This window comes from Chromohalobacter beijerinckii, assembly GCF_023061185.1.
In the GTDB taxonomy this organism is placed as follows: Bacteria; Pseudomonadota; Gammaproteobacteria; order Pseudomonadales; family Halomonadaceae; genus Chromohalobacter; species Chromohalobacter beijerinckii.
Map to the genome: position 1 here is coordinate 31,634 of NZ_JAKGAK010000001.1, position 19,722 is coordinate 51,355.

19 protein-coding genes are annotated in these 19,722 nt (G+C 62.9%); 3 read left to right on the top strand and 16 right to left on the bottom strand.

All coding sequences use genetic code 11. From position 1 onward, the window contains the following. Positions 1 to 87: 87 nt before the first annotated feature. Both dinG and L1075_RS00135 read right to left on the bottom strand, forming a co-directional pair. Positions 88 to 2,253 carry an ATP-dependent DNA helicase DinG gene (dinG, locus tag L1075_RS00130; protein ID WP_246939047.1) on the bottom strand — a complete coding sequence of 722 codons (2,166 nt, stop codon included), beginning with the start codon at positions 2,251 to 2,253 and terminating at the stop codon, positions 88 to 90. Between the two features lie 3 nt (positions 2,254 to 2,256). Then, on the bottom strand, positions 2,257 to 3,531 hold the full coding sequence (locus L1075_RS00135) for a DEAD/DEAH box helicase (RefSeq protein ID WP_075370407.1): 1,275 nt from the start codon (positions 3,529 to 3,531) through the stop codon (positions 2,257 to 2,259). 230 nt (positions 3,532 to 3,761) lie between these two features. Between L1075_RS00135 and L1075_RS00140 the strand changes: the two genes are divergently transcribed. Together L1075_RS00140 and xthA are read left to right on the top strand one after the other, a co-directional pair. After that, a complete protein-coding gene (locus L1075_RS00140; protein ID WP_246939049.1) occupies positions 3,762 to 4,010 on the top strand; it encodes a hypothetical protein in 249 nt (82 codons plus the stop codon). Further along, positions 4,010 to 4,825, top strand: coding sequence for an exodeoxyribonuclease III (gene xthA, locus L1075_RS00145; RefSeq protein WP_075370405.1), 816 nt, complete (start codon positions 4,010 to 4,012; stop codon positions 4,823 to 4,825). The genes L1075_RS00140 and xthA overlap by 1 nt, the downstream gene beginning before the upstream one ends. Positions 4,826 to 4,861: 36 nt before the next feature. Here the strand turns inward: xthA and L1075_RS00150 are convergent, their stop codons facing one another. From L1075_RS00150 to L1075_RS00185, 8 genes are all read right to left on the bottom strand, one after another. After that, positions 4,862 to 6,130 (bottom strand): tetratricopeptide repeat protein, encoded by a 1,269-nt coding sequence (locus tag L1075_RS00150; protein ID WP_246939052.1) that lies wholly within the window; start codon positions 6,128 to 6,130, stop codon positions 4,862 to 4,864. Between the two features lie 3 nt (positions 6,131 to 6,133). Then, entirely contained in the window at positions 6,134 to 6,910 is a 777-nt protein-coding gene (locus L1075_RS00155; protein WP_246939055.1) for an energy transducer TonB, read from the bottom strand. Continuing rightward, complete coding sequence (locus tag L1075_RS00160) at positions 6,907 to 7,317, bottom strand: ExbD/TolR family protein (protein ID WP_040243640.1); 411 nt, start codon at positions 7,315 to 7,317, stop codon at positions 6,907 to 6,909. Before L1075_RS00160 ends, L1075_RS00155 begins: the two co-directional genes overlap by 4 nt. After that, positions 7,310 to 7,843 (bottom strand): MotA/TolQ/ExbB proton channel family protein, encoded by a 534-nt coding sequence (locus L1075_RS00165; protein WP_246894633.1) that lies wholly within the window; start codon positions 7,841 to 7,843, stop codon positions 7,310 to 7,312. The genes L1075_RS00160 and L1075_RS00165 overlap by 8 nt, the downstream gene beginning before the upstream one ends. Further along, on the bottom strand, positions 7,827 to 9,251 hold the full coding sequence (locus tag L1075_RS00170) for a MotA/TolQ/ExbB proton channel family protein (protein ID WP_246939058.1): 1,425 nt from the start codon (positions 9,249 to 9,251) through the stop codon (positions 7,827 to 7,829). The genes L1075_RS00165 and L1075_RS00170 overlap by 17 nt, the downstream gene beginning before the upstream one ends. Further along, on the bottom strand, positions 9,248 to 10,120 hold the full coding sequence (locus L1075_RS00175) for a DUF3450 domain-containing protein (protein ID WP_343310711.1): 873 nt from the start codon (positions 10,118 to 10,120) through the stop codon (positions 9,248 to 9,250). Before L1075_RS00175 ends, L1075_RS00170 begins: the two co-directional genes overlap by 4 nt. A gap of 148 nt (positions 10,121 to 10,268) precedes the next feature. Further along, positions 10,269 to 11,195, bottom strand: a complete 927-nt coding sequence (locus L1075_RS00180; RefSeq protein WP_246939063.1) for an electron transfer flavoprotein subunit alpha/FixB family protein — start codon at positions 11,193 to 11,195, stop codon at positions 10,269 to 10,271. Continuing rightward, positions 11,192 to 11,944: an electron transfer flavoprotein subunit beta/FixA family protein gene (locus tag L1075_RS00185; protein WP_040243646.1), complete on the bottom strand. Its 753-nt coding sequence runs from the start codon at positions 11,942 to 11,944 to the stop codon at positions 11,192 to 11,194. The genes L1075_RS00180 and L1075_RS00185 overlap by 4 nt, the downstream gene beginning before the upstream one ends. A 381-nt stretch (positions 11,945 to 12,325) precedes the next feature. Here L1075_RS00185 and L1075_RS00190 point away from each other — a divergent pair, with 381 nt between their 5' ends. Beyond that, positions 12,326 to 13,966, top strand: coding sequence for an electron transfer flavoprotein-ubiquinone oxidoreductase (locus L1075_RS00190; protein WP_075367921.1), 1,641 nt, complete (start codon positions 12,326 to 12,328; stop codon positions 13,964 to 13,966). 72 nt (positions 13,967 to 14,038) lie between these two features. Here L1075_RS00190 and L1075_RS00195 read toward each other — a convergent pair whose 3' ends face one another. From L1075_RS00195 to tmk, 6 genes are all read right to left on the bottom strand, one after another. Further along, positions 14,039 to 16,234 (bottom strand): ATP-dependent helicase, encoded by a 2,196-nt coding sequence (locus L1075_RS00195; protein ID WP_246939065.1) that lies wholly within the window; start codon positions 16,232 to 16,234, stop codon positions 14,039 to 14,041. Further along, a complete protein-coding gene (locus L1075_RS00200; RefSeq protein WP_246939067.1) occupies positions 16,231 to 16,785 on the bottom strand; it encodes a DUF1285 domain-containing protein in 555 nt (184 codons plus the stop codon). Before L1075_RS00200 ends, L1075_RS00195 begins: the two co-directional genes overlap by 4 nt. A 19-nt stretch (positions 16,786 to 16,804) precedes the next feature. Continuing rightward, positions 16,805 to 17,632 carry a TatD family hydrolase gene (locus L1075_RS00205; protein ID WP_040243651.1) on the bottom strand — a complete coding sequence of 276 codons (828 nt, stop codon included), beginning with the start codon at positions 17,630 to 17,632 and terminating at the stop codon, positions 16,805 to 16,807. A 66-nt stretch (positions 17,633 to 17,698) separates the two neighbouring features. Continuing rightward, a complete protein-coding gene (locus tag L1075_RS00210) occupies positions 17,699 to 18,028 on the bottom strand; it encodes a PilZ domain-containing protein (RefSeq protein WP_343310712.1) in 330 nt (109 codons plus the stop codon). A gap of 72 nt (positions 18,029 to 18,100) precedes the next feature. Continuing rightward, a complete protein-coding gene (locus L1075_RS00215) occupies positions 18,101 to 19,078 on the bottom strand; it encodes a DNA polymerase III subunit delta' (protein ID WP_246939069.1) in 978 nt (325 codons plus the stop codon). Then, on the bottom strand, positions 19,069 to 19,707 hold the full coding sequence (gene tmk / locus L1075_RS00220) for a dTMP kinase (RefSeq protein ID WP_246939071.1): 639 nt from the start codon (positions 19,705 to 19,707) through the stop codon (positions 19,069 to 19,071). The genes L1075_RS00215 and tmk overlap by 10 nt, the downstream gene beginning before the upstream one ends. Between the last annotated feature and the right edge of the window lie 15 nt (positions 19,708 to 19,722).

The following is a 19,722-nucleotide window of genomic DNA, read 5'->3' on the forward strand; positions in this document are numbered from 1 at the left end:
CCGGCGGGGTCGACTATCGCTCAAGAGACCAGGCATTGCTCGAAACAGGCTGTCCGAAAAGTGCCTAAGCTCTGTCTACGAAGCGCTTTACTGCGCCACGCCGTCTATTTCACGCCGGAAAGGCGGTAACGAATCGAGCAGCGCCCTTCCATAACGACGCGTCAGGACACGGCGATCGAGTAATGTGATGCGTCCCTGATCGGCTTCCTTACGGATCAATCGACCGCAGGCCTGGACCAGACGAATCGAGGCATCCGGCACCGAGATGCGCATGAACGGATTGCCGCCACGACTCTCGATCCATTCCGCCAGGGTCGCTCCCACCGGGTCATCGGGCACCGAAAACGGCAAGCGGGTGATCACCACATGCGTGAGATACTCACCCGGCAGATCGATCCCCTCGGCGAAACTCGCCAGCCCGAAGATGATACTGCCCTCTCCGGCATCGACGCGCGCGCGATGGCGCTGCAGCAATTCGCGCTTGGGTAGGTGATTCTGCGCTAGCACCCGCTGACGCACCGCCTCTGGCAACGCATCGAGCACGGCGCGCATCTGCTTGCGCGACGAAAACAGCATGAGCACGGCTTCGCGCTCACCCAGCGCTTGGGTGAAGTCGATCAGCGCACGCTCGTGAGCCTCGCGATTGCTGGGGTCGACGGCTTCCGGCGGCACGCTAAGCACCGCTCGCGAATAATCGAAAGGGCTCGGCAGGCGTTGATAGCGATAGCGATTGGCAAGCCCGGCGCGCTCTTGCAAACGCTCGAAGCGATTGAGCGCAGTCAGCGTCGCCGAGGTCACCACCGCACCATAGCATGTGCCCCACAAATGCCGGGCCAAGGTCTCGGCGGCCGAGACGGGGCTGGCCGAAAACGTCAACTCTGCCTCGCCGGCGACACGCTCGAAGGTCAGCCAACGTGCCTGCGGCACGCCGTCCTCGGGGTCCGTCGTGGCCAATGCCTGCCACAGGGCATGCGCTTCCAGAGTCCGACCGTGCAGCAGGGCGATCAACGGCAGCCAGGCCTCGGCCTGTTCGCGCGGCAAGCCCGTGGCCTTTTCCGGATCGAGGCTCTCGCGCAGGATGTCGGCCATGCTCTCGAGCGTACGCGACAACTCGGCGAAGGCCGTGACCATCGCCCCAGCCTGCTCGGAAAGTGCTTCGGGCACCCGCCCCATGGAGAAGCGGTGATGCACGGCATCACTGGCTTCTTCAGGCAGCCCGTGTTCCAACTCGGCGATGCTATGCCCCATGGCGAACGCCTCGCCGAGGCGCGGTTCCAGCGCGGCGATGGCTTCCGGCAAGCTCGACAACAAGCGAGCCAGGGTCGGCTGCACGGTCAGCGCGGTATTGAGCTCGGTCAGCGACTTCTTCAGCGTGCGCAGCCAGCGTAGCGTACCGTTGACCGGCAATCGGTGATAAAAGTGGTCGAGAGCCTTATCGGGCAGATGGTGCCCTTCATCGAAGACGTAGATGCACTCCTTGGGCGATGGCAATACCAACCCGCCCCCCAAGGAAAGATCCGCCAGCACGAGATCGTGGTTGGCGACGATGATATCGGCCTGATCGAGCCCACGGCGGGCACGAAAGAAGGCGCAGGCGCCGAAGTGGCCACAGCGACGATTGGTGCACTGTCGATGATCGATGGTCAGGCGGCGCCAATCGGCATCGTCGATCCCCGTCGGCCAGCTATCGCGATCCCCTTCCCAGCGCCCTGCCGAGTAGGCCTCAGCCATCTCGTGCGCCAGGGCCTGGAAGTCGTCGCCGTCGCGGGACGTCATCGCCTCTTCGAAAAGCGACAGCGTGGGATTGTCTTCCCCGCCTTCCAAGGCTTGATCGAGTCGCGCCACGCACAAATAGCGCCCCCGGCCCTTGGCCAGAGCGTATTCGAAATCGAGGCCGCTATGCGCCTTGAGGGCCGGCAGGTCGTGATGCAGTACCTGCTCTTGCAGCGCCACCGTGGCGGTGGAGATCACTAGGCGCTTACCTCGCGCCTGGGCGATGGGCAGCGCAGCAAGCAGGTAGGCCAGCGTCTTGCCAGTGCCGGTCCCCGCTTCCAGCACGCAGACATGCTCGTTGGAGAGACGTCGACCAGCGTCATCCGCCTCGATGCCGCCCAAGGTCCGCGCGATCTCGGCGATCATCAGGCGCTGACCATAACGCGGCGTCAGCTCGAGCCCGTCGAGCACCTGCCGGTAGGCCGCCTGAATGGTCGCCTTGAGCTCGGGATCGAGCGCCTGGGATGCCGTTTCCGCCAAGGGTCAGAGCAACCCTTCGGGAGGATGCTGACAGGGCAGCTTGGCGTCGATGTAGGACTCGATTCCCGGCAGCGCAAAAGCATCTTCTTCGCCGACGAAACTGATCGACACGCCCTCGGCGCCGGCACGGCCCGTGCGGCCGATACGGTGAACGTAATCCTCGGGATCTTCCGGCAGGGTGTAATTCACCACATGGCTGACATCGTCGATATGAATGCCCCGCCCTGCCACATCGGTGGCAACCAGCACATCCACCTCGCCGTTGCGGAAACGGTCGAGCGTTTCGATACGTGCTTTTTGCGGCACATCACCGGAGAGCATCGCCACATTGATCCCCGCCTGGCGCAGTTCGCTGTCGAGGTTGCGCACCAGATCACGGCGGTTACCGAACACGATCACGCGTTCCATGCTCTCTTGGTTGAGCAAGTTGATCAGCAAGCGCTGCTTGTCGCTATCACCCACCAGATAGACACGCTGGTCGATGTTGGCGGCATTCTCGAGACTGGCCTCGATCTCGACGTGCGTGGCGTCATGCGTCCACTGGCGGGCCAAGTTGAGAATGTCCGGACTGAACGTCGCCGAGAACAGGAAGGTCTGGCGCTCTTCGGCCTTGGGCGTATGTTGGATGATGCGCTTGACGTCGGGAATGAAGCCCATCGACAGCATGCGATCCGCTTCGTCGAGGACCAGCACCTCGGTTTGCGTCAAATCGACATCGCGCTTCTCGTGGAAGTCGAGCAAGCGCCCCGGCGTCGCGACCAGTACATCGAGCTTGCGCGACAACTGATCGCGCTGCTTCTGATAGTCCATGCCGCCGACGACGCTGGCCACATTGAGCGACGTGAAGCGTGCCAGTGCCTTGGCGTCTTTCTCGATCTGCAGTGCCAGCTCACGCGTCGGCGCGACGATCAACGCACGCGGCGCACCAGGCTTCTGGCCGTCGGGGGCCTTCTCTTCCAGGAAATACGCCAGAATCGAAATCAGGAAAGCAGCGGTCTTGCCGGTGCCCGTCTGCGCCTTACCGACCACATCGCCACCAAGCAGCGTATGCGTCAAGGCTTCCGCCTGGATCGGCGTGCAGTATTCGAATCCCAGGGCGTGAATCGCGCGCATAAGCGGCACAGGAAGATCGAAATCGTGAAAACGCCACTTGCCCGCCACCGGTGTCACCTGAAACTGCTTGATATCCCACTGGGACTGCGACCGACGCGGCTTGCGACGCCGACGCTTGGGCTTGCGGTTCTGGGCCGGTGCTGGGGTTTTATCCGACTCACTCATAGGCTTCTATGTCTGTCCATATTCGTACGCAAATGCATGAATCCAGCGCGCTTGTCCGCCTTTCCGGAGCGCGCCACGGCCATCGCGACAGCCAAGCTGGATCACGACGCAAGCGGGCATTGTATCAGTCATTGCCGAGCGTCGCGCGTGCATCGCGCTCAAGCACGGATGTCGCCCGGCAACGCGGCTGGTAGAATGTTCCTCAAGTCAATACGACACAGGGTCACGACATGACACGCAGCAAAAAAACACGCTCGATCGCCAGCAAGGTGACGATTCGCACCGGGCGTCGCAAGGACTTTCGTAAATGGCGCCACGACAACCCCGATCAGGTCAAATCGTCGCCGCGCTACGTGCAGAAGAAACGTCAGCAACGCAAACTGCAGGCAGCTCGTCGCCAGGCACGTCAACAGCAAGCGCCAACCCTTGACGTGCATGGCACGCCGACACGCGACGACGACTCACGGGGTGATCGCTGATGCGCCTAGTCTCCTTCAACATCAACGGAATCCGCGCTCGCCTTCACCAGTTGGAGGCGCTCATCAAGTCGCACCGTCCTGATATCATCGGTCTCCAGGAAACCAAGGTGCAGGACAGCGAGTTCCCGCGCGAGGCCGTCGAGGCGCTCGGCTATCACGTCGCTTTTCACGGCCAGAAAGGCCATTACGGCGTCGCGTTACTCACCCGACAGCCCCCCGAGGCCGTGCATTATGGCCTGCCCGACGATGGCGAAGAAGCCCAGCGACGCTTGATCGGCGTCCGCGTCAGCTGTGACGACGGCGAGAGCATGACCGTGTACAACGGTTACTTCCCCCAGGGTGAAAATGTCGAACACCCCACCAAGTTTCCCAACAAACGCGATTTCTATGCCCGGCTCACGGCATTGCTGCAAGAGCGGCATACGCCCAGCGAACGGCTCGCGGTCATGGGGGACTTCAATATCTCGCCCGCCGACATCGACATCGGTATCGGCGAGTCCAACCGCAAGCGCTGGCTGCGCGAAGGCAAAACCAGTTTCCAACCCGTCGAGCGTGAATGGCTCACACGCCTTGCCGACTGGGGGCTGAGCGATTGCTACCGTCTGCGCTATCCCGAAGTCGACGATCGCTTCAGCTGGTTCGACTACCGTTCTCGGGGCTTCGAGCGCGAGCCCAAGCGCGGCTTGCGGATCGACTACATCATGGTCACCCCCACGCTGTGCGAGCGGGTGGAAGACGCAGGCATCGATTACGAACTACGCGGCATCCAGCGTCCTTCGGATCACGCCCCGGTATGGGCACAGCTAGCGTTGTAAGACCCATCAACGTCCGTATAACGCGGGGGCAATGCGTCATTGCGTATCGGAGGGCGCCTCGGGTGTCGTCTCATTGAGTGATGCGTCGACGTCGGGCGCTTTCCCGACACCCTCTTCGTCGAGCGATGCCAGCCATGCTTCGGCCTGCGAGGCACCGGCATCGCGCGCCGCTTCGAACGCCGCGCGCGCCGCTTCTTCATCCGACGACGCCAGTTGCGATACCCCTTCCAGCAACCAGGTTCGCGCGGGATCGGCCCCCTGCTCACGCGCCTGGCGCAGCGCTTCTATCGCCGTCGACCACTCACCCCAGCCATAGGCCAGCTCACCGAGCTGACGCCAGTCCTCGGCGGCTTGGGTCTCGTCGACCAGCGCGCGCCACGCCGACAACGCCTTTTGGTGCGCGCGCGCCGACGTCCAGGCCTCGGCCAGAAGACGCAGATGCTCGCGATCGCGTGGCAGCGTGCCCTTCTCGAATGCCGTTTCCAGATGCTCGGCAGCGCGCGCCGGGGTCCCGCCAGCCAGATGCAGCCGAATCAAACGCTCGAGGTCGTCCTTGCCCACGAGTACGCCCCGCCGCCAGCCGGCTTCCCATAATGCCGCTGCCAAACCAGGTTGCTGCATGCGCTGTGCCAGCGCCGCGGCACGTCGCCAGGACTGGGGGTCGTCACTCTCACTTTGCAGCTGATCGTCAAGCAGTTCCAGCGCTGCGTCGTAACGCTCGGCGTGCTGATAAACGCTGGCCGCCAAACGACGTCTTTCGGCATCCATGTCACCCGCGCGCCGCGCACGGTCGACCCACTGCGCCGCCTGCGACCACTGTTTTTGCGTTGCCTTGGCATGCACCATCAGCCACAAGGTGTCGCGATCACCGCCATGACGCTCGATCCACTCGCCGAGCAATTCGGTGCCTTGCGCAGTCTGCCCCGCGCGCAGCCTCAAACGCGCCTCTTGATTGAGCCAGCGCCGGCGCGAATCGCTGCCCACACCGTCAATGCGCCGCGCTTGATAGAACAAGTCCGCAGCGGCGGCATCCCGTCCTCGCTGCGCCTCTCCGGTGGCCGCCAGTTGCAGAAACAAGGCACGCGCCCAGCGATCCGCCCGATTACCGCCTTGTAGCCGCGCAGCGGCCGCCTTGGCGTCCTCGATGGCGCTCTCGCTGGCGTTATCCTGCATGCGCTGCTGCAGTGACTCCAACGCCTGCACCATGTCCGGCGCCAGTGCCGGCCCGGCCGCACTGGCACTCGTGCTGGCCATTCCCAGGCCCAGACAGAGCATCGCTACACATCCCCAATGACGCCACTGCATGCGTTACCTCTTGAGACGAAATTCCAGCCGCTGACGCGCTTCACGCGGGTGATCGCTTCGCGGAAACTGCCAGTCGGCGACGGCCTTGAGCGCCGCACGTTCGAACATGCTACGCGGCTCGGCATCGGTGACGCGCAAGGAATCGCCATCGACCTGGCCATTGGGCAGGATCGTGAAGCTCACCTCCACGAATCCCTCGATACCTCGCCGCTGCGCCCGCGACGGATATTCCGGCGGCACGCGCTGGGTCGGCTGAGGTGAGCCGACTTGTTCAGCGTCCTGCTCGCTCGTTTCGCCGCTCGCCGAGGCTTCGGTGTCCGCGGCCTCATCGCTGTCGCCTTGCGACGTCGCCTCCGAAGGTGACGTTTCTTCTGCAGGCTCAGGGTCGGGCTGCGGTTCGGGATCGGGCTGCGGTTCAGGCTCGGGCTCAGGCGTGGGCTCGATTTCCTCGAGCTCGGGCAACGACTCCTCCGGCACTTCCGGCGAGGGAGGCGCCGATGTTTCCGGCTCGGGCAACGTCAGCGCGCTATCACTCTGGCTCGCGGGCACTGGCGAGGGCGGCGGTGGCGGTGGCGTTTGAGTCGGTGGCGTCGGCGCATCCGGTGCAGCCGCTTCCGGCGCCGACGCCTGTTGTGTCTCGGGCGCCTCGACGCGTGACATCGACATCGGCTGCTCGACCGGTTCACGGTTATCTTCCGGCGGCGCCACCAGCAGGGCCAATAGGTAAAAAAGCCCCAACGCCATCAAGATGCCGCCTACAGCGCCTGCAATCGTCCTCATCCGTCGGCGCCTCGATCCGCCGCCACGGCGACGTTTTCAACGCCGGCATCGCGAATGGCATCCATGACTTCAATGAGAAGCCCGGTGGTCGATTGGCGGTCGGCCTGAATCACGACGCCACCTTCGTCGCTCACCAGACTGGCTACTTCATTGCCCACACGATGCGCATCCACCGGCTGTCCATCGACCCACACGGCGTCCTCGGCGGTGATCGCCACCATGACTTGCGCTTCGGGGCGTGCGGTCGCGGAGGACGACTCGGGGCGGTCGATTTCCACGCCACTCTCCTTGATGAAGCTGGTCGTCACGATGAAGAAGATCAACATGATGAAGACCACATCCAGCATCGGCGTGAGATTGATTTCCTGGGCGTCGTCGTTGACGTCCTGTAGTCGACGCCTACGCATTGGCATCCTCCACGGCACGTGCCATGCGGTCATGTAGCCGCTGATCCTCGCGCCGAATCACGTGTTCAAGACGGGTGGTGAACAATAGTCCCACCACGGCGACCGCCATGCCGGTCAATGTCGGTAACGTCGCGCGGGCCACGCCATCGGCCATGGCCCGTGCCTGGTTGACGTCGGTCAAGGAGAGGCTATCGAAGACCTGGATCATCCCGGTGACCGTCCCCAGCAACCCCAGCAGCGGGCACAACCCCACCAGTAGCTTGAGCCACGGCAGGGGGCGCCGCAGTTGGCCGATGAGCTCCGACGTCCAGACCTCGCGCAGCGTCAACGCGCTCCAACTGGCGTGATCATGGCGCGCGACCCAGCGCGCCACCAGTGCCCGACGACGGCGGCTATGCACGAACTGCCAGTACAAGCCGCGCTCCAGTCCCATGGCGAAAAGCGCCATGGCCACCACGGCAATCATCACCAGTACCGGGCCACCGGCCTTGACCAGCCAGACGATGGGCTCAGCGAGCGTGGACATCGGCCTGCGTCCTCGTATGCCCGTGTGAGGCCTCGAGATGCTCGGCCAGCACGGCACTCGCCCGTCCCTCGAGTGTGCCGAGCAATTCGCGGCTGCGACTACTCAAGGCGGTATGCACGAATAGAAGCGGCACAGCGGTGATCAGGCCTAGCACGGTGGTCACCAACGCCTGGCTAATCCCGCCTGCCATGAGCTGCGGGTCCCCGGTGCCAAACACGGTGATCGACTGGAAAGTGCCGATCATTCCGGTCACGGTCCCCAGAAGGCCCAACAGAGGCGCGACGGCCGCCATGAGCTTGACCAGGGGCTGGCCACGCTCGAGACGCGGTTTTTCAGCCAGCAGCGCTTCGTCGAGGCGTGCCTCCAGCGCTTCCGGTGCGTGATCGTGTCCGAGCGCCGCGAAGCGACCCAGCACCCGTCCCAGCGGATTATCGTTGCGCAGGGTTTCGGGAGTGCGGAGTTGACGACGCAGACGCAGGCTGACCATCAGCAAATACGCGTATTGCGCCAGCGCCACCAACAAGCCCGCGATGCCCAGCACCACGATGACATAGCCAACCGCTCCGCCCTGCTGAAAACGTTCCCACAGCGAAGGTTGCTGCGCCAGGGCATCGAGCACATTGCCCTGAGTGGGGTCGAAGATCACGCGTTCCCCTTCGCCATGCTGAAAGGCCTGCAGCGCATCGCTGGCATCCTCGGGCGTATGCGACACCATACGCAGGCCAGCCTCATCCGCTTGATTTCCCGTGTCACGCGTCAAGAGCTTGCCACCACTGAAGGCGAGAAAGTCGCCCAACCGCACCGCCTCACGCTTTTCGACGTTACCTTCGGCATCGGCGATGGGCGCCTCGAAGCGTACGCCGCGCCCGGTTTCCGCCGTCAGCTCGGCGAACGTCCGCCCCAAGTTTTCCAGTGTCTGGGTATCGATGATGGCATCATCGTCGAGCCGTTCCGGCAGTGTCGTCCGCGTCCCCACGGTCAACCAGCCGTCGCCCAGCGCATCACGCAATTCGCCGATTTGCCCTTGCGCCACATCGAATACGCCATCGAGATCGCCCGCTTCATCGCGACGCCGCTGATTGACATCGTCGAGCGCTTCACGCTGGCTCGTTTGCGTTGCCTCCAGCTCATCGCGCCGTTGCCGCGCATCATCGCGTTCGGCTTCCGCTTCTTCCACCGCGTCGCGCAGTGCAGTGCGGTCATCCACCAGCGCATTCAAGCGCTCCCGGTCTCGCGCCTCGGCAGCCTCACTATCCGTACGCAGACTTTCCAACATTTGTCCCAGCGAGGGGCTTGAATCGCCCTCCTGGGCCAACGCCGATGGCACGATGCCCGGCAGTGCCAGCGTCAATACCAGCGCCGGGGCCAATACCCATGCCCGGGACCACAGAGACTTCCTTGTGCTCATGACGACTCCTCGTCCGCGGCTGGAGAATTCGCGTCGTCGGCCGATTGCGTCTCGACCGCCACCGAGACCGGGAGGTCAAGCAATGCCGGCGCCCGCTGATCGCGCGCAATACGCAACCCCTTGCGCAGTTCATCGAGCGCATCGCCCTCAAGGGCTTGCCACTCCTGGGCATCGGCGCGCCAGACACCGCCCGAACGGCCATCCGGCGTGGCGTAATAAAGCCCAATACGCCCCACGCGGAGATAGTCGACCTGGCGGTCGTCATCGCCTACCAGCGGGCCTTGCCAGGCATCCATCTCACGGCCGTAGTCGAGTTCCGTGCGCCAGGCGGAGAGCACGCGGTCGAGTTTGTCACCCGCGCTCATTTCGCTGTCATCGAGCATCGAATCGAGACTCTCGACGCGCGCCAGGCGCTCCTCGCGCAAGAAAGGTAAGTCGGCTTCGATCAGGGTGCGCAATTGCGACACCATGTCACGCAACTGCCCCGGCAAAGCTTCACGCGTCACCGAGAGTTGATCGATGGCCTCGCGGCGCTTCTCGATCAAGGCCTGCTGCGTCTGATTGCGGCGGGCAAGTTCGTCGTTATAGCGCTCGAGACGCGAGGCTTCGCGGCTGGCATCGCGCAAGCGCGTCAGTAATTCACGCGTTTCATCGTCGGCGGCGTCTATCTTGTCCTGCAACGCCGCCTGCTCTTGCTGCGCCTGCGCACTGGCGTCTCGCAATGACGCCTGCTGCGCCGAGGCCATTGCGGAAATACCCATCAATAACGCCATACCGGCGCAAGCCGCACGCCGGCATGTCCGTGTTCGGCTTCGCGTGTCGTTAGGCACCACGCTTTCTCCCGTTGCTTGATCTTGTCGGTCGCTCATTAGCGCCGACGAAAGGACGGCTAGTACGCTAATACAAACAAGAATAATTATCAATCATGCGTCATGATACAGAAAACCGGCCACGAAGGCCGGTTTGGCAATGCATCGCGGCCTAACGCTACTCGGCAGGCCGCGTTGGGACTTCGACTTACAATTTGGACTCGAGTTCGGGAAGTACTTCGAACAGATCGCCCACCAGGCCGTAATCGGCGACCTGGAAGATCGGCGCTTCCTCATCCTTGTTGATCGCCACGATGACCTTGGCGTCCTTCATCCCCGCCAGGTGCTGAATGGCGCCACTGATCCCCACGGCGATGTACAGCTCCGGTGCGACGATTTTGCCGGTCTGCCCGACCTGCATATCGTTGGGAACGAAGCCGGCGTCCACGGCCGCTCGCGAAGCGCCAATCGCCGCGCCCAGCTTGTCGGCGATACCGTCGAGCAGCTTGAAGTTCTCACCGTTGCCCATGCCGCGACCGCCGGAGACGACCACGCGGGCACTGCCAAGCTCAGGCCGATCACTGCTGGCCAGTTCCTCACTGACGAACTGCGATAGGGTGTTTTCGACCGTGGCGTTGACCGACTCGACCTCGGCGCTCCCCGTCGCATCGACAGCATCGAAGGCCGTGGTACGCACGGTGATGACCTTGAGAGCATCGCTCGACTGCACGGTGGCAATCGCGTTGCCCGCATAGATCGGGCGCAGGAAGGTATCGGGGCTTTCCACACCGATCACTTCCGACAGTGCGGCCACGTCCTTGAGGGCGGCGACGCGCGGCATCACGTTCTTGCCTTGGGTGGAGGCAGCGGCCAGCACATGGCTGTAGTCGTCGGCGAGTCCGGCGATGAGCTCGGCCGTCGGCTCTGCAAGCTGGTGGGCGTAGACGCCGTCGTCAGCGACCCTTACCTTACTGACACCGGTCAGTTTGGCGGCCGACTCGGCAACGCCCGCGACGCTCTCGCCCGCCACCAGGATCTCGATGTCTCCGCCGATGGCCTGAGCCGCGGCGACCACGTGGGCGGTGCTTTCCGCCAGTTGGCCGTTATGATGTTCGGCGATAACCAGAATGCTCATGCGATCACCTTGGCTTCGTTCTTGAGTTTGTCGACGAGTTCATCCACAGAGGCCACTTTGGTGCCGCCCTGGCGTTCCGCCGGCGATTCTACCTTGAGCACGCTCAGGCTGGAGGCTACGGCGACGCCCATATCGTCGGGGCTCTTGACGTCGATGGGCTTCTTCTTGGCCTTCATGATGTCGGGCAGCTTGGCATAGCGTGGCTCGTTGAGGCGCAGGTCGGTGGTAATTACCGCCGGCAGCTTGAGCGCGACGGTCTGCAGACCACCGTCGATTTCACGGGTTACCTGGACTTCGTCACCCTCGACCTGTACCTCGGAGGCGAACGTGCCCTGTCCCATGCCTGCCAAGGCGGCCAGCATCTGGCCGGTCTGATTGTTGTCGGTGTCGATGGACTGCTTGCCGAGAATCGTCAGGCCGGGCTGTTCGTCGTCGACGACCCGCTTGAGGAGCTTCGCAGCGGTCAGCGACTCGACCTTGTCGTCGGTCTCGACGTGGATCGCGCGATCGGCACCCAACGCCAAAGCGGTACGCAGTTGCTCCTGCGCGGCCTTGGGACCGATAGTCACGGCGACCACCTCGCTGGCCACGCCCTTTTCCTTGAGGCGCACCGCTTCTTCCACGGCGATCTCGCAGAACGGGTTCATGGCCATTTTGACGTTGGTGAGATCGACGTCGGAGTGATCCGGCTTGACCCGAATCTTGACGTTATAATCGATGACGCGTTTGACCGCGACGAGTACTTTCATGGTGTCCTCGCTTGGTTAGAACCGGCAGGCATGCCCTTAGAATAAATTCATTCAAGCGTTTGATAGGGGGCGTGTCCCGTAAAAATGTCGCCCGTTAAACACTTGGCGACCCTGTATAATATTGCGTGATCTCGTCCAACCTGGTCAAACCCTGAAGCGCCGTCATGGCAGTGCTACAGGACAAACCACGCGGAAAATGACATCATGCGGGCCGGTCGCTCAGGGTGGAATCAAACGGCCGTTTAAAATACAATCCTTAGAATACAACCAAGAAAAACGCGACTTGTCCATGCACCATTGCTCGAAAGACACTGTGCATGCTCGGGCGCGTCGACCGCCCAACGCGAAGATGGAGGAGATCAAGCCGTGGAACGCGAATACATGGATTTCGACGTCGTCATCGTCGGCGCCGGCCCATCCGGGCTATCGGCGGCGTGTCGCCTGATGCAGCAGGCCCATGAGGCCCAGCGCGAACTCAGCGTCTGCGTGGTCGAAAAAGGCTCCGAAGTGGGCGCGCATATCCTTTCCGGCGCCGTGCTCGAGACGCGAGCCCTTCGCGAGCTCTTCCCCGACTGGGAATCGCGTGGCGCGCCGTTGAATACCCCTGTAATCAGCGACGACCTCTACCTGCTCAAGGACGCCGAAAGCGCCCAGAAACTACCCAATGCCCTGGTGCCCAAGAGCATGCACAACACCGGCGGCGCGCATGACAATTACGTCATCAGCGCTGGTAACCTGTGCCGTTGGCTGGCCGAGCAGGCCGAAGAACTCGGCGTGGAAATTTTCCCCGGCTTCGCCGCCCAGGAAAGCCTGCATGATGACGATGGCACGGTACGCGGCATCCTCGTCGGCGACATGGGCGTGGCCGCCGATGGCAGCGAAAAACCTGGCCATATGCCGGGCATGGAACTACGCGCCAAGTACACGTTGTTCGCCGAGGGCGCACGCGGGCATCTCGGCAAGCGCCTGATCGAGCGCTTCGACCTCGACGAAGGCCGTGATCCCCAACACTATGCCCTGGGTTTCAAGGAACTCTGGGACGTACCCGCCGATCAGCACGCCCCCGGACGCGTCTTGCATGGTTCGGGCTGGCCATTGCCCAGCGACACCCATGGTGGCTGGTTTCTCTACCATGCCGAGAACCAGCAGGTAGTAGTGGGATTGATCGTCGACCTTTCCTACGACAACCCGTATCTCTCGCCTTTCGATGAATTTCAGCGCATGAAGCACCACCCGGTGCTCAAGCAACATCTCGAAGGCGGCTCCCGCGTTTCCTATGGAGCGCGCGCTATCACCAAGGGCGGCGCCAACAGCCTACCCAAGATGACGTTTCCCGGTGGCCTGTTGATCGGCTGCGATGCCGGCACGCTCAACTTCGCCAAGATCAAGGGCATCCACATGGCGATGAAATCCGGCTTGGTCGCCGCAGAGGCCGTGTTCGAGGCCTTCGTCGCGGGTGACGAAGGCGGCGCAGAGCTGACTGCGTTCACCTCGAAATGGCAAAACAGCTGGGCCTGGGCGGAGTTGACCGAAAGCCGCAGCTTCGGACCGGCGATTCACAAATACGGTACCGTCAAAGGTGGCGCCTACAACTTCCTCGACCAACTGCTGGGCGGCAAGTTGCCCACCGTGCACGACACCACCGCCGATCATGCGCGCATGCGCCATGCCAACGAAGTGACCCCCATCGACTATCCCAAGCCGGACGGCAAGCTCTCGTTCGACAAGTCATCGTCGGTGTTCCTCTCCAATACCAATCACGAAGAGGATCAACCCTGTCACTTGCGGCTCACCGACCCCGAGATTCCGGTACGCGTCAACTTACCGGAATACGCCGAGCCCGCGCAGCGCTACTGCCCTGCAGGGGTTTACGAAATCGTCGAAGAAGACGGCGAACCCAAGTTCCAGATCAACTTCCAGAACTGCGTGCACTGCAAGACCTGTGACATCAAGGATCCTGCCCAGAACATTACCTGGGTGGCGCCGGAAGGCGGTGGCGGTCCCAACTATCCCAACATGTAGCCATGCTCACGATGTCCTCGCCGACGGGAGGGGACATCTTAGTGATGTGTTTACAAGAGGGATATACGCGACTCAGCTCGGTACCGCCCGATCCGCCACATGCTCAAGCGGCGCGCGCGCGGCGATCAACCGCCGGCGCCCCGCCTGGGTGAAGCGCACCTCGATGACTGGATTGGCGGGGTCGCCCTCGAGCACCACGATCTCGCCATCGCCGAAGACCTCATGCCGCACCCATTCCCCCACTGACCATGTCGCAGACGTTGATTCAGCGACTGGTTCTGACGCACGAGTGACGGTTAGATTCAGGCCACAACGTTCGAGATAACGCCCGACCACCTCTGGCGCACGCACCGCCAGCGTGTCAGATGGTGTCTCGCCGAGCGCGGCGGCGGCGCGATGGCAGTCGTCCCAGGCGGTCTCGTCGAGGAAGCGACTGGGACGATGATCGCCGCCATCATGCAGGACCAGCAAACGCTCGCGCGCCCGGGTGATCGCTACATAGTAGAGACGCCGCTCCTCCTCCAGGCGCTCGGCGTCCAGAGGCGTCTCACGCGTGTAGTGCGGAAAGTCTTCCTCGTTGACCCCCCACAGCGCGACCATCGGCCATTCGAGTCCCTTGGCGCCATGCACCGTGGTCACCAACACGCCATCCTCGCGCGCTTCCACCGGTTGGCTGAGTAGCTCGATGAAGCCTTCGGGATCGTTAGCCAGTTCGCCGGCCTGTTCGATCAACACATCGAGCAGACGCACATCATCCTCGGCCTTGGCGCGTCTCGAAGCGGCGCGTTTGAGGGCCTTGTCCGCCTCGGTGGCCTCGACGACATGTTCAAGCAACTTGGCCGGCGGCCAATTCGACATGCGTGGTAGTTCGCATAACAACTGCCAGCGACGCTTGAGGTTGCGCCGCTGAAGAGGCTTCAATGCATTCAACAAAGGGTCGTGCCGCTCAGGCCATTGCTGAGTCTGGGCCAGTTGGTGCGCCAAGGCGGTCAACGTCTCGCGAGGCACGAAAACCGTCGGCTGCGACAGCAGCAGGTTGAGCTGCTCGGGGTCCTGCAAACGGCGCCCATCACGCGCCAGGGCCAGATACCCCGCCAACGCCTGCACCAGCGGCAGACGAAACACGAAGCGATCCTCACGCGCGAGCCGGAACGGGATGCCGGCACGCAACAGCTGCAACTGCACGGAGACGGACAACGCCCAACTGCGCACCAGCACGCAGGCCTCGCCCAAGGCTCGCCCGTCGCCGCGCCACTGCTGAAGGGCCTCGAGCAACGCACTGCTGCCTACCGCCACGTCGGCACGGGTCGCCGGCGTCCCGGGTGCGGCCAGGCATAGTTGATCGGGACGCCGACGGTTGGCGCGAATGGCATGGTTAGCCGCCAATGCCAACACATGGCCATGCCGAAAGGTATACGACAGCGGATAATCGTGAGCAGTACCGAACAAGGTGGTAAAGCGTTCGAACATCGCATCGGGGCGCGCACCGCGCCACTCGTAGATGCACTGATTGGCATCGCCCACCGCCATCACCTGGGCAGAAGACCCCGCAAGAATCGCCAATAAGCGCTGCTGCACCTCGTTGATGTCCTGATACTCGTCAACGATCACATGATCGAGAAAGCCCTGCACCCGCGAACGCGCTTCGGGAGTCGCTTCCAGGCAGCGCAGCGGCCGATAGAGCAGATCGGCGTAGGTCATCAAGGCGTTATCCTCGAGCAACTCCTCGAAGACCGCATACGCTTCACAGAAATGCTGGGTACCGTCACCGAAATCCAAACGTTCGTGAAGCAGCTCCGGGGCGCACATCTCAGCCTTGACCAGCTCGCAGAACTGCGCCAGCGCTTCGAGACGATCAGACTCCAGCGCGGCGTGGCGCTGACTGTCGTCGGCGTGTTCCAGGCTCATCTGCACCGCCTGGCGCAGCAGACGCTCACGTTGCCAATCGGCAGCGATCAACTGGCGCGATGACAGATACCCCCAGCGCGTCAGGGTCTGGGTCAAGCGATGGCCGATGGAGTGAAAGGTGCGCACATCGGGCAGGCGCTGCCCCGCCGCCTCGTGAGCCAGCTTGTGGGTAAAGTCCTCGCGCGCGGCGCGATTGAACATAAGCACCAGCATACGTTGCGGTGGCACGCGGTTGGCCAGCAGGTGCAAGACGCGCTGCACGAGCGTGGTGGTCTTGCCCGCACCGGCGACCGCCGACACGCGCGCATGCCCCTCAATATGCGCGACCACGGCGCGCTGTTCGGGCGTCGCCTCGCTCACGGTGTCTCCTCGGGCAACCGGCCGAGGGGCTGCCAGGCGCCGTCGCTATATATCCCGAGTTCGCTACCGTTGAACGTCTCATGCATCTCGGCGGTATCGATCAGGCGATAATAAACATTGCGGTTGAGTCGTGCCGACAGCCCGAAGCGAATAGCGACCTCGGGCACCGGATCGCCGCCCGGCATAGCGCTGACCATGAGGCGGCGTTCCGCGCCCAGAGTGACGCTATCACCGAGGTTGGTGGTCAGCGTCCACACTCCGTCGCGACAATCGGCATCGGCGATCAAAAACGGGCGATCCTCAACCTGGATACGCAGCTTTTCGACCGGCGTGACCAGGTAATAATCGCCATCTTCTTCCCGACGTAGCAGACGCGACAGCAAACGTACCAAGCGTGCGCGCCCCATCGGCGTACCTTCATGCCACCAGCGGCCATCAGCGGCAATGGTCAACGCCATGTCACCGCAGAAAGGCGGGTTCCAGGTATCGACCGGCGGCAACGCTGCCGTGGGTGATGCGTCGAGATGTGCCGTCAACGACTCTAGTGGCATGCTCGCTCCTCGCTGGACGTTACTGGCCGCTCATCTGTGACAATGCCTCGCGCACATCGTCGGGCGCCTCAGGCAATGCGGCGCGGAACAGCCGGTAGAAATTGGCGCTCGTCTGCATCGCGACTTCGTCGACACTGATACCCCGCTCGGCGGCAATGCATTCCGCCACCTCCACGACCCACTGCGGCTCATTGGGCTTGCCACGATGCGGCACCGGCGCCAGATAAGGGCTATCTGTTTCGATCAATAGCCGGTCAAGGGGCACGAGGCGCGCCAGTTCACGAACCGAGGTGGCGTTACGGAAGGTCACGATGCCGGAAAGCGAAACGTAGAAACCCAGTCTCACCGCTTCCCGTGCCATGTCGAGATCTTCGGTGAAACAATGCAAGACGCCCCCCACCGCGGGATCGGTATGCTCACGAATCAACGCCAAGGTATCTTCCTTGGCATCACGGGTATGCACGATCACCGGCAATTCGAGTTCACGCGCGGCGCGCAGGTGGTGAGCGAAACGCTGACGCTGCACATCGTGAGCCACTTCATCGTAGTGATAGTCCAACCCTGTCTCGCCTATCGCCACCGCGTCATGACGCTGGGCACAGTCGACGATAGCTTGCACGTCGGGCTCGCGCTCGACTCGATGCAGCGGGTGCACGCCGGCGGACAGTGACACGTCATCATGGGCGCGCGCGATATCGACCAGATTAGGCACGTCATCCAGCGTGACGGCAATCGCCAGGAAGTGACGCACGCCACGCTGGCGGGCGGCTTCCAGAGCGCTATCGAGCTTGCCGTCATGGGCAGTGAGGTCGAGGCGATCGAGATGGCAGTGGGAATCAACGAACATGCGGTACCTAAAGAATCGAAAAGGTTGTGGCCCAGCCCATGGCATCAGGCACTTTTCAGACGAGGCCTAAAGGGTATAGCTGGGGCGTGTGGCGGTAATGCCTGCGAGCTGAGCTTCGATCAGCTCCCTTACACGCTGATCGGCATCGCTGAAATGCACGCCGATCCCCGGAACGCGTCGCCCGCCGACACCCGGCGGCGACAGCCAGGCAACCGTGCCCGAGACTGGCAGACGCTCGGCGTCCTCCGGCAAGGTGACCAACAGATACACCGCATCGCCGAGCGCATAACGCTCCTGCGTGGGAACGAAGATACCGCCCCGTTCCAGCCAGGGCATATAAGCTGCCTGCAGGGTCTGCGTATCGTGAAACGTCAGGGATAAGGCTTTTTGCGCCACGCCGTGTACTCCTCGGTCAGGGTGCACGTCTAGCTGCATGCACAATGTTGATGCCTCGCCAGCGTGGCGTGATCACGAGCGCAACAGCGACGCCCATCGCACCAGCCAGGCTTCCAGCACCAACTGTGCATTGGGATTGCCCCCGGCAGCGATCAAACGACGCTGTTCGCGCGCGTAGTCGAGCAGACGAAACCAATCGCGAACCCGCGCATTCTTGGCGGCCTGGCGATACAGCGGCAGAAGGTCCGGGTTGCGCACGTGCTGTGCTTCACCGGAGACACCCAGGCGAATCAAGTCTTCGAGCCAGACGATACCGTACCACAGCACGCGGTCCAACGACTGAGGATCGAGACGCGCCGCCTCGGCGACCGGCTCCGCGCCACGCACCAAGGCATCGAAGAGTTCACGCAACTCCTGGCGCAAGCCTCGCCCCTCGGCCAGCTCGACAGCAAACTGAGGCAAACCACCGGCCACGCGCAACCAGAAACGCGCTTGCTCGGGGTCTTCGAAACGTTCGTTCAGCCACTCCAGGGCGCTGTGTGGCTCGGGCACGCCCAAGCTCCAATGCTGACACCGCGAACGGATGGTCGGCAGCATGCGCGAGGGAATATCCGCCAGGAGCACGAACAGGGTCTTCGCGCCCGGCTCTTCGAGACTCTTGAGGAGAGCATTGGAAGCCGCCACATTCATGGCTTCCGCGGGATGCAGGCGAATCACGCGATAGCCGCCTTGTTGCGCGGTCTGCGACACGAAGGCATTGACCTGTCGAATCGGATCGATACGTATCTGGCGACGTTTTTCTGCCGGGGTGATATCGAGCAGATCGGGATGGTATCCCGACGCCAGCATGTGACAGGCATGGCACTCGCCACAAGCGGTGTCACCCGGTGCATGACACAGCGTACGGGCTATCAGGGCATCGGCGAGATCGTGCTTGCCGACCCCATGCGGGCCCGAGATCAATAGTGCATGCGCCAAACGGCCCGCGTCCTGTTGGCGAATCAGGCGCTGCCACAAGTCACGCTGCCAAGGCAGTGGCGTCACGACCATAATGCGTTTCTCGCTGCCAGATGATCGGCGATCGACGCCTGGACTGCATCCAGCTCTTGGTCGGCATCGATCACTGCGAACCGCGCCGGTGCATGGGCGGCGCGGGCAAGATAACTGTCACGCACGGCAGTGAAGAAGTGCTGCCGTTCGCGCTCGAAACGGTCACGCGTGGTGCCACGATGTTCGACACGGTGCTGGGCGGCCTCGACCGGCATATCCAGTAACAGCGTCAGATCGGGTTGCAGATCATCCTGCACCAAGGCTTCGAGTGTCGCGATACGCGACTCGTCCAACCCACGTCCGCCACCCTGATAGGCGAAAGTCGCATCGGTAAAACGGTCGCAGACGACCCACACGCCCCGCGCCAACGCAGGACGAATCTTGGCCGCCAGATGCTGGGCACGCGCCGCGAACATCAGCAGTAATTCGGCCGTGTCATCGAGCGGCTCCTGCGGTGCCGGGTCGAGCAGCAGCGCACGAATCGCCTCGGCACGTGGGGTTCCGCCCGGCTCACGCGTACGCAGCACTTCGATACCGCGAGCGCTCAGCCAGTCGCACACGAAATCCACGTTGGTGGACTTCCCCACCCCTTCGCCCCCCTCGAGGGTGATGAAACGTCCTGGCGTCATGGCGATGGTCTACCC

What these genes read in the sequence shown, in the direction of transcription:
- L1075_RS00135 (WP_075370407.1), bottom strand. Translation starts at nt 3,531, where the DNA reads ATGAGTGAGTCGGATAAAACCCCAGCACCGGCCCAGAACCGCAAGCCC.
- L1075_RS00140 (WP_246939049.1), top strand. Translation starts at nt 3,762, where the DNA reads ATGACACGCAGCAAAAAAACACGCTCGATCGCCAGCAAGGTGACGATT.
- xthA (WP_075370405.1), top strand. Translation starts at nt 4,010, where the DNA reads ATGCGCCTAGTCTCCTTCAACATCAACGGAATCCGCGCTCGCCTTCAC.
- L1075_RS00150 (WP_246939052.1), bottom strand. Translation starts at nt 6,130, where the DNA reads ATGCAGTGGCGTCATTGGGGATGTGTAGCGATGCTCTGTCTGGGCCTG.
- L1075_RS00155 (WP_246939055.1), bottom strand. Translation starts at nt 6,910, where the DNA reads ATGAGGACGATTGCAGGCGCTGTAGGCGGCATCTTGATGGCGTTGGGG.
- L1075_RS00160 (WP_040243640.1), bottom strand. Translation starts at nt 7,317, where the DNA reads ATGCGTAGGCGTCGACTACAGGACGTCAACGACGACGCCCAGGAAATC.
- L1075_RS00165 (WP_246894633.1), bottom strand. Translation starts at nt 7,843, where the DNA reads ATGTCCACGCTCGCTGAGCCCATCGTCTGGCTGGTCAAGGCCGGTGGC.
- L1075_RS00170 (WP_246939058.1), bottom strand. Translation starts at nt 9,251, where the DNA reads ATGAGCACAAGGAAGTCTCTGTGGTCCCGGGCATGGGTATTGGCCCCG.
- L1075_RS00175 (WP_343310711.1), bottom strand. Translation starts at nt 10,120, where the DNA reads ATGAGCGACCGACAAGATCAAGCAACGGGAGAAAGCGTGGTGCCTAAC.
- L1075_RS00180 (WP_246939063.1), bottom strand. Translation starts at nt 11,195, where the DNA reads ATGAGCATTCTGGTTATCGCCGAACATCATAACGGCCAACTGGCGGAA.
- L1075_RS00185 (WP_040243646.1), bottom strand. Translation starts at nt 11,944, where the DNA reads ATGAAAGTACTCGTCGCGGTCAAACGCGTCATCGATTATAACGTCAAG.
- L1075_RS00190 (WP_075367921.1), top strand. Translation starts at nt 12,326, where the DNA reads ATGGATTTCGACGTCGTCATCGTCGGCGCCGGCCCATCCGGGCTATCG.
- L1075_RS00200 (WP_246939067.1), bottom strand. Translation starts at nt 16,785, where the DNA reads ATGCCACTAGAGTCGTTGACGGCACATCTCGACGCATCACCCACGGCA.
- L1075_RS00205 (WP_040243651.1), bottom strand. Translation starts at nt 17,632, where the DNA reads ATGTTCGTTGATTCCCACTGCCATCTCGATCGCCTCGACCTCACTGCC.
- L1075_RS00215 (WP_246939069.1), bottom strand. Translation starts at nt 19,078, where the DNA reads ATGGTCGTGACGCCACTGCCTTGGCAGCGTGACTTGTGGCAGCGCCTG.
- tmk (WP_246939071.1), bottom strand. Translation starts at nt 19,707, where the DNA reads ATGACGCCAGGACGTTTCATCACCCTCGAGGGGGGCGAAGGGGTGGGG.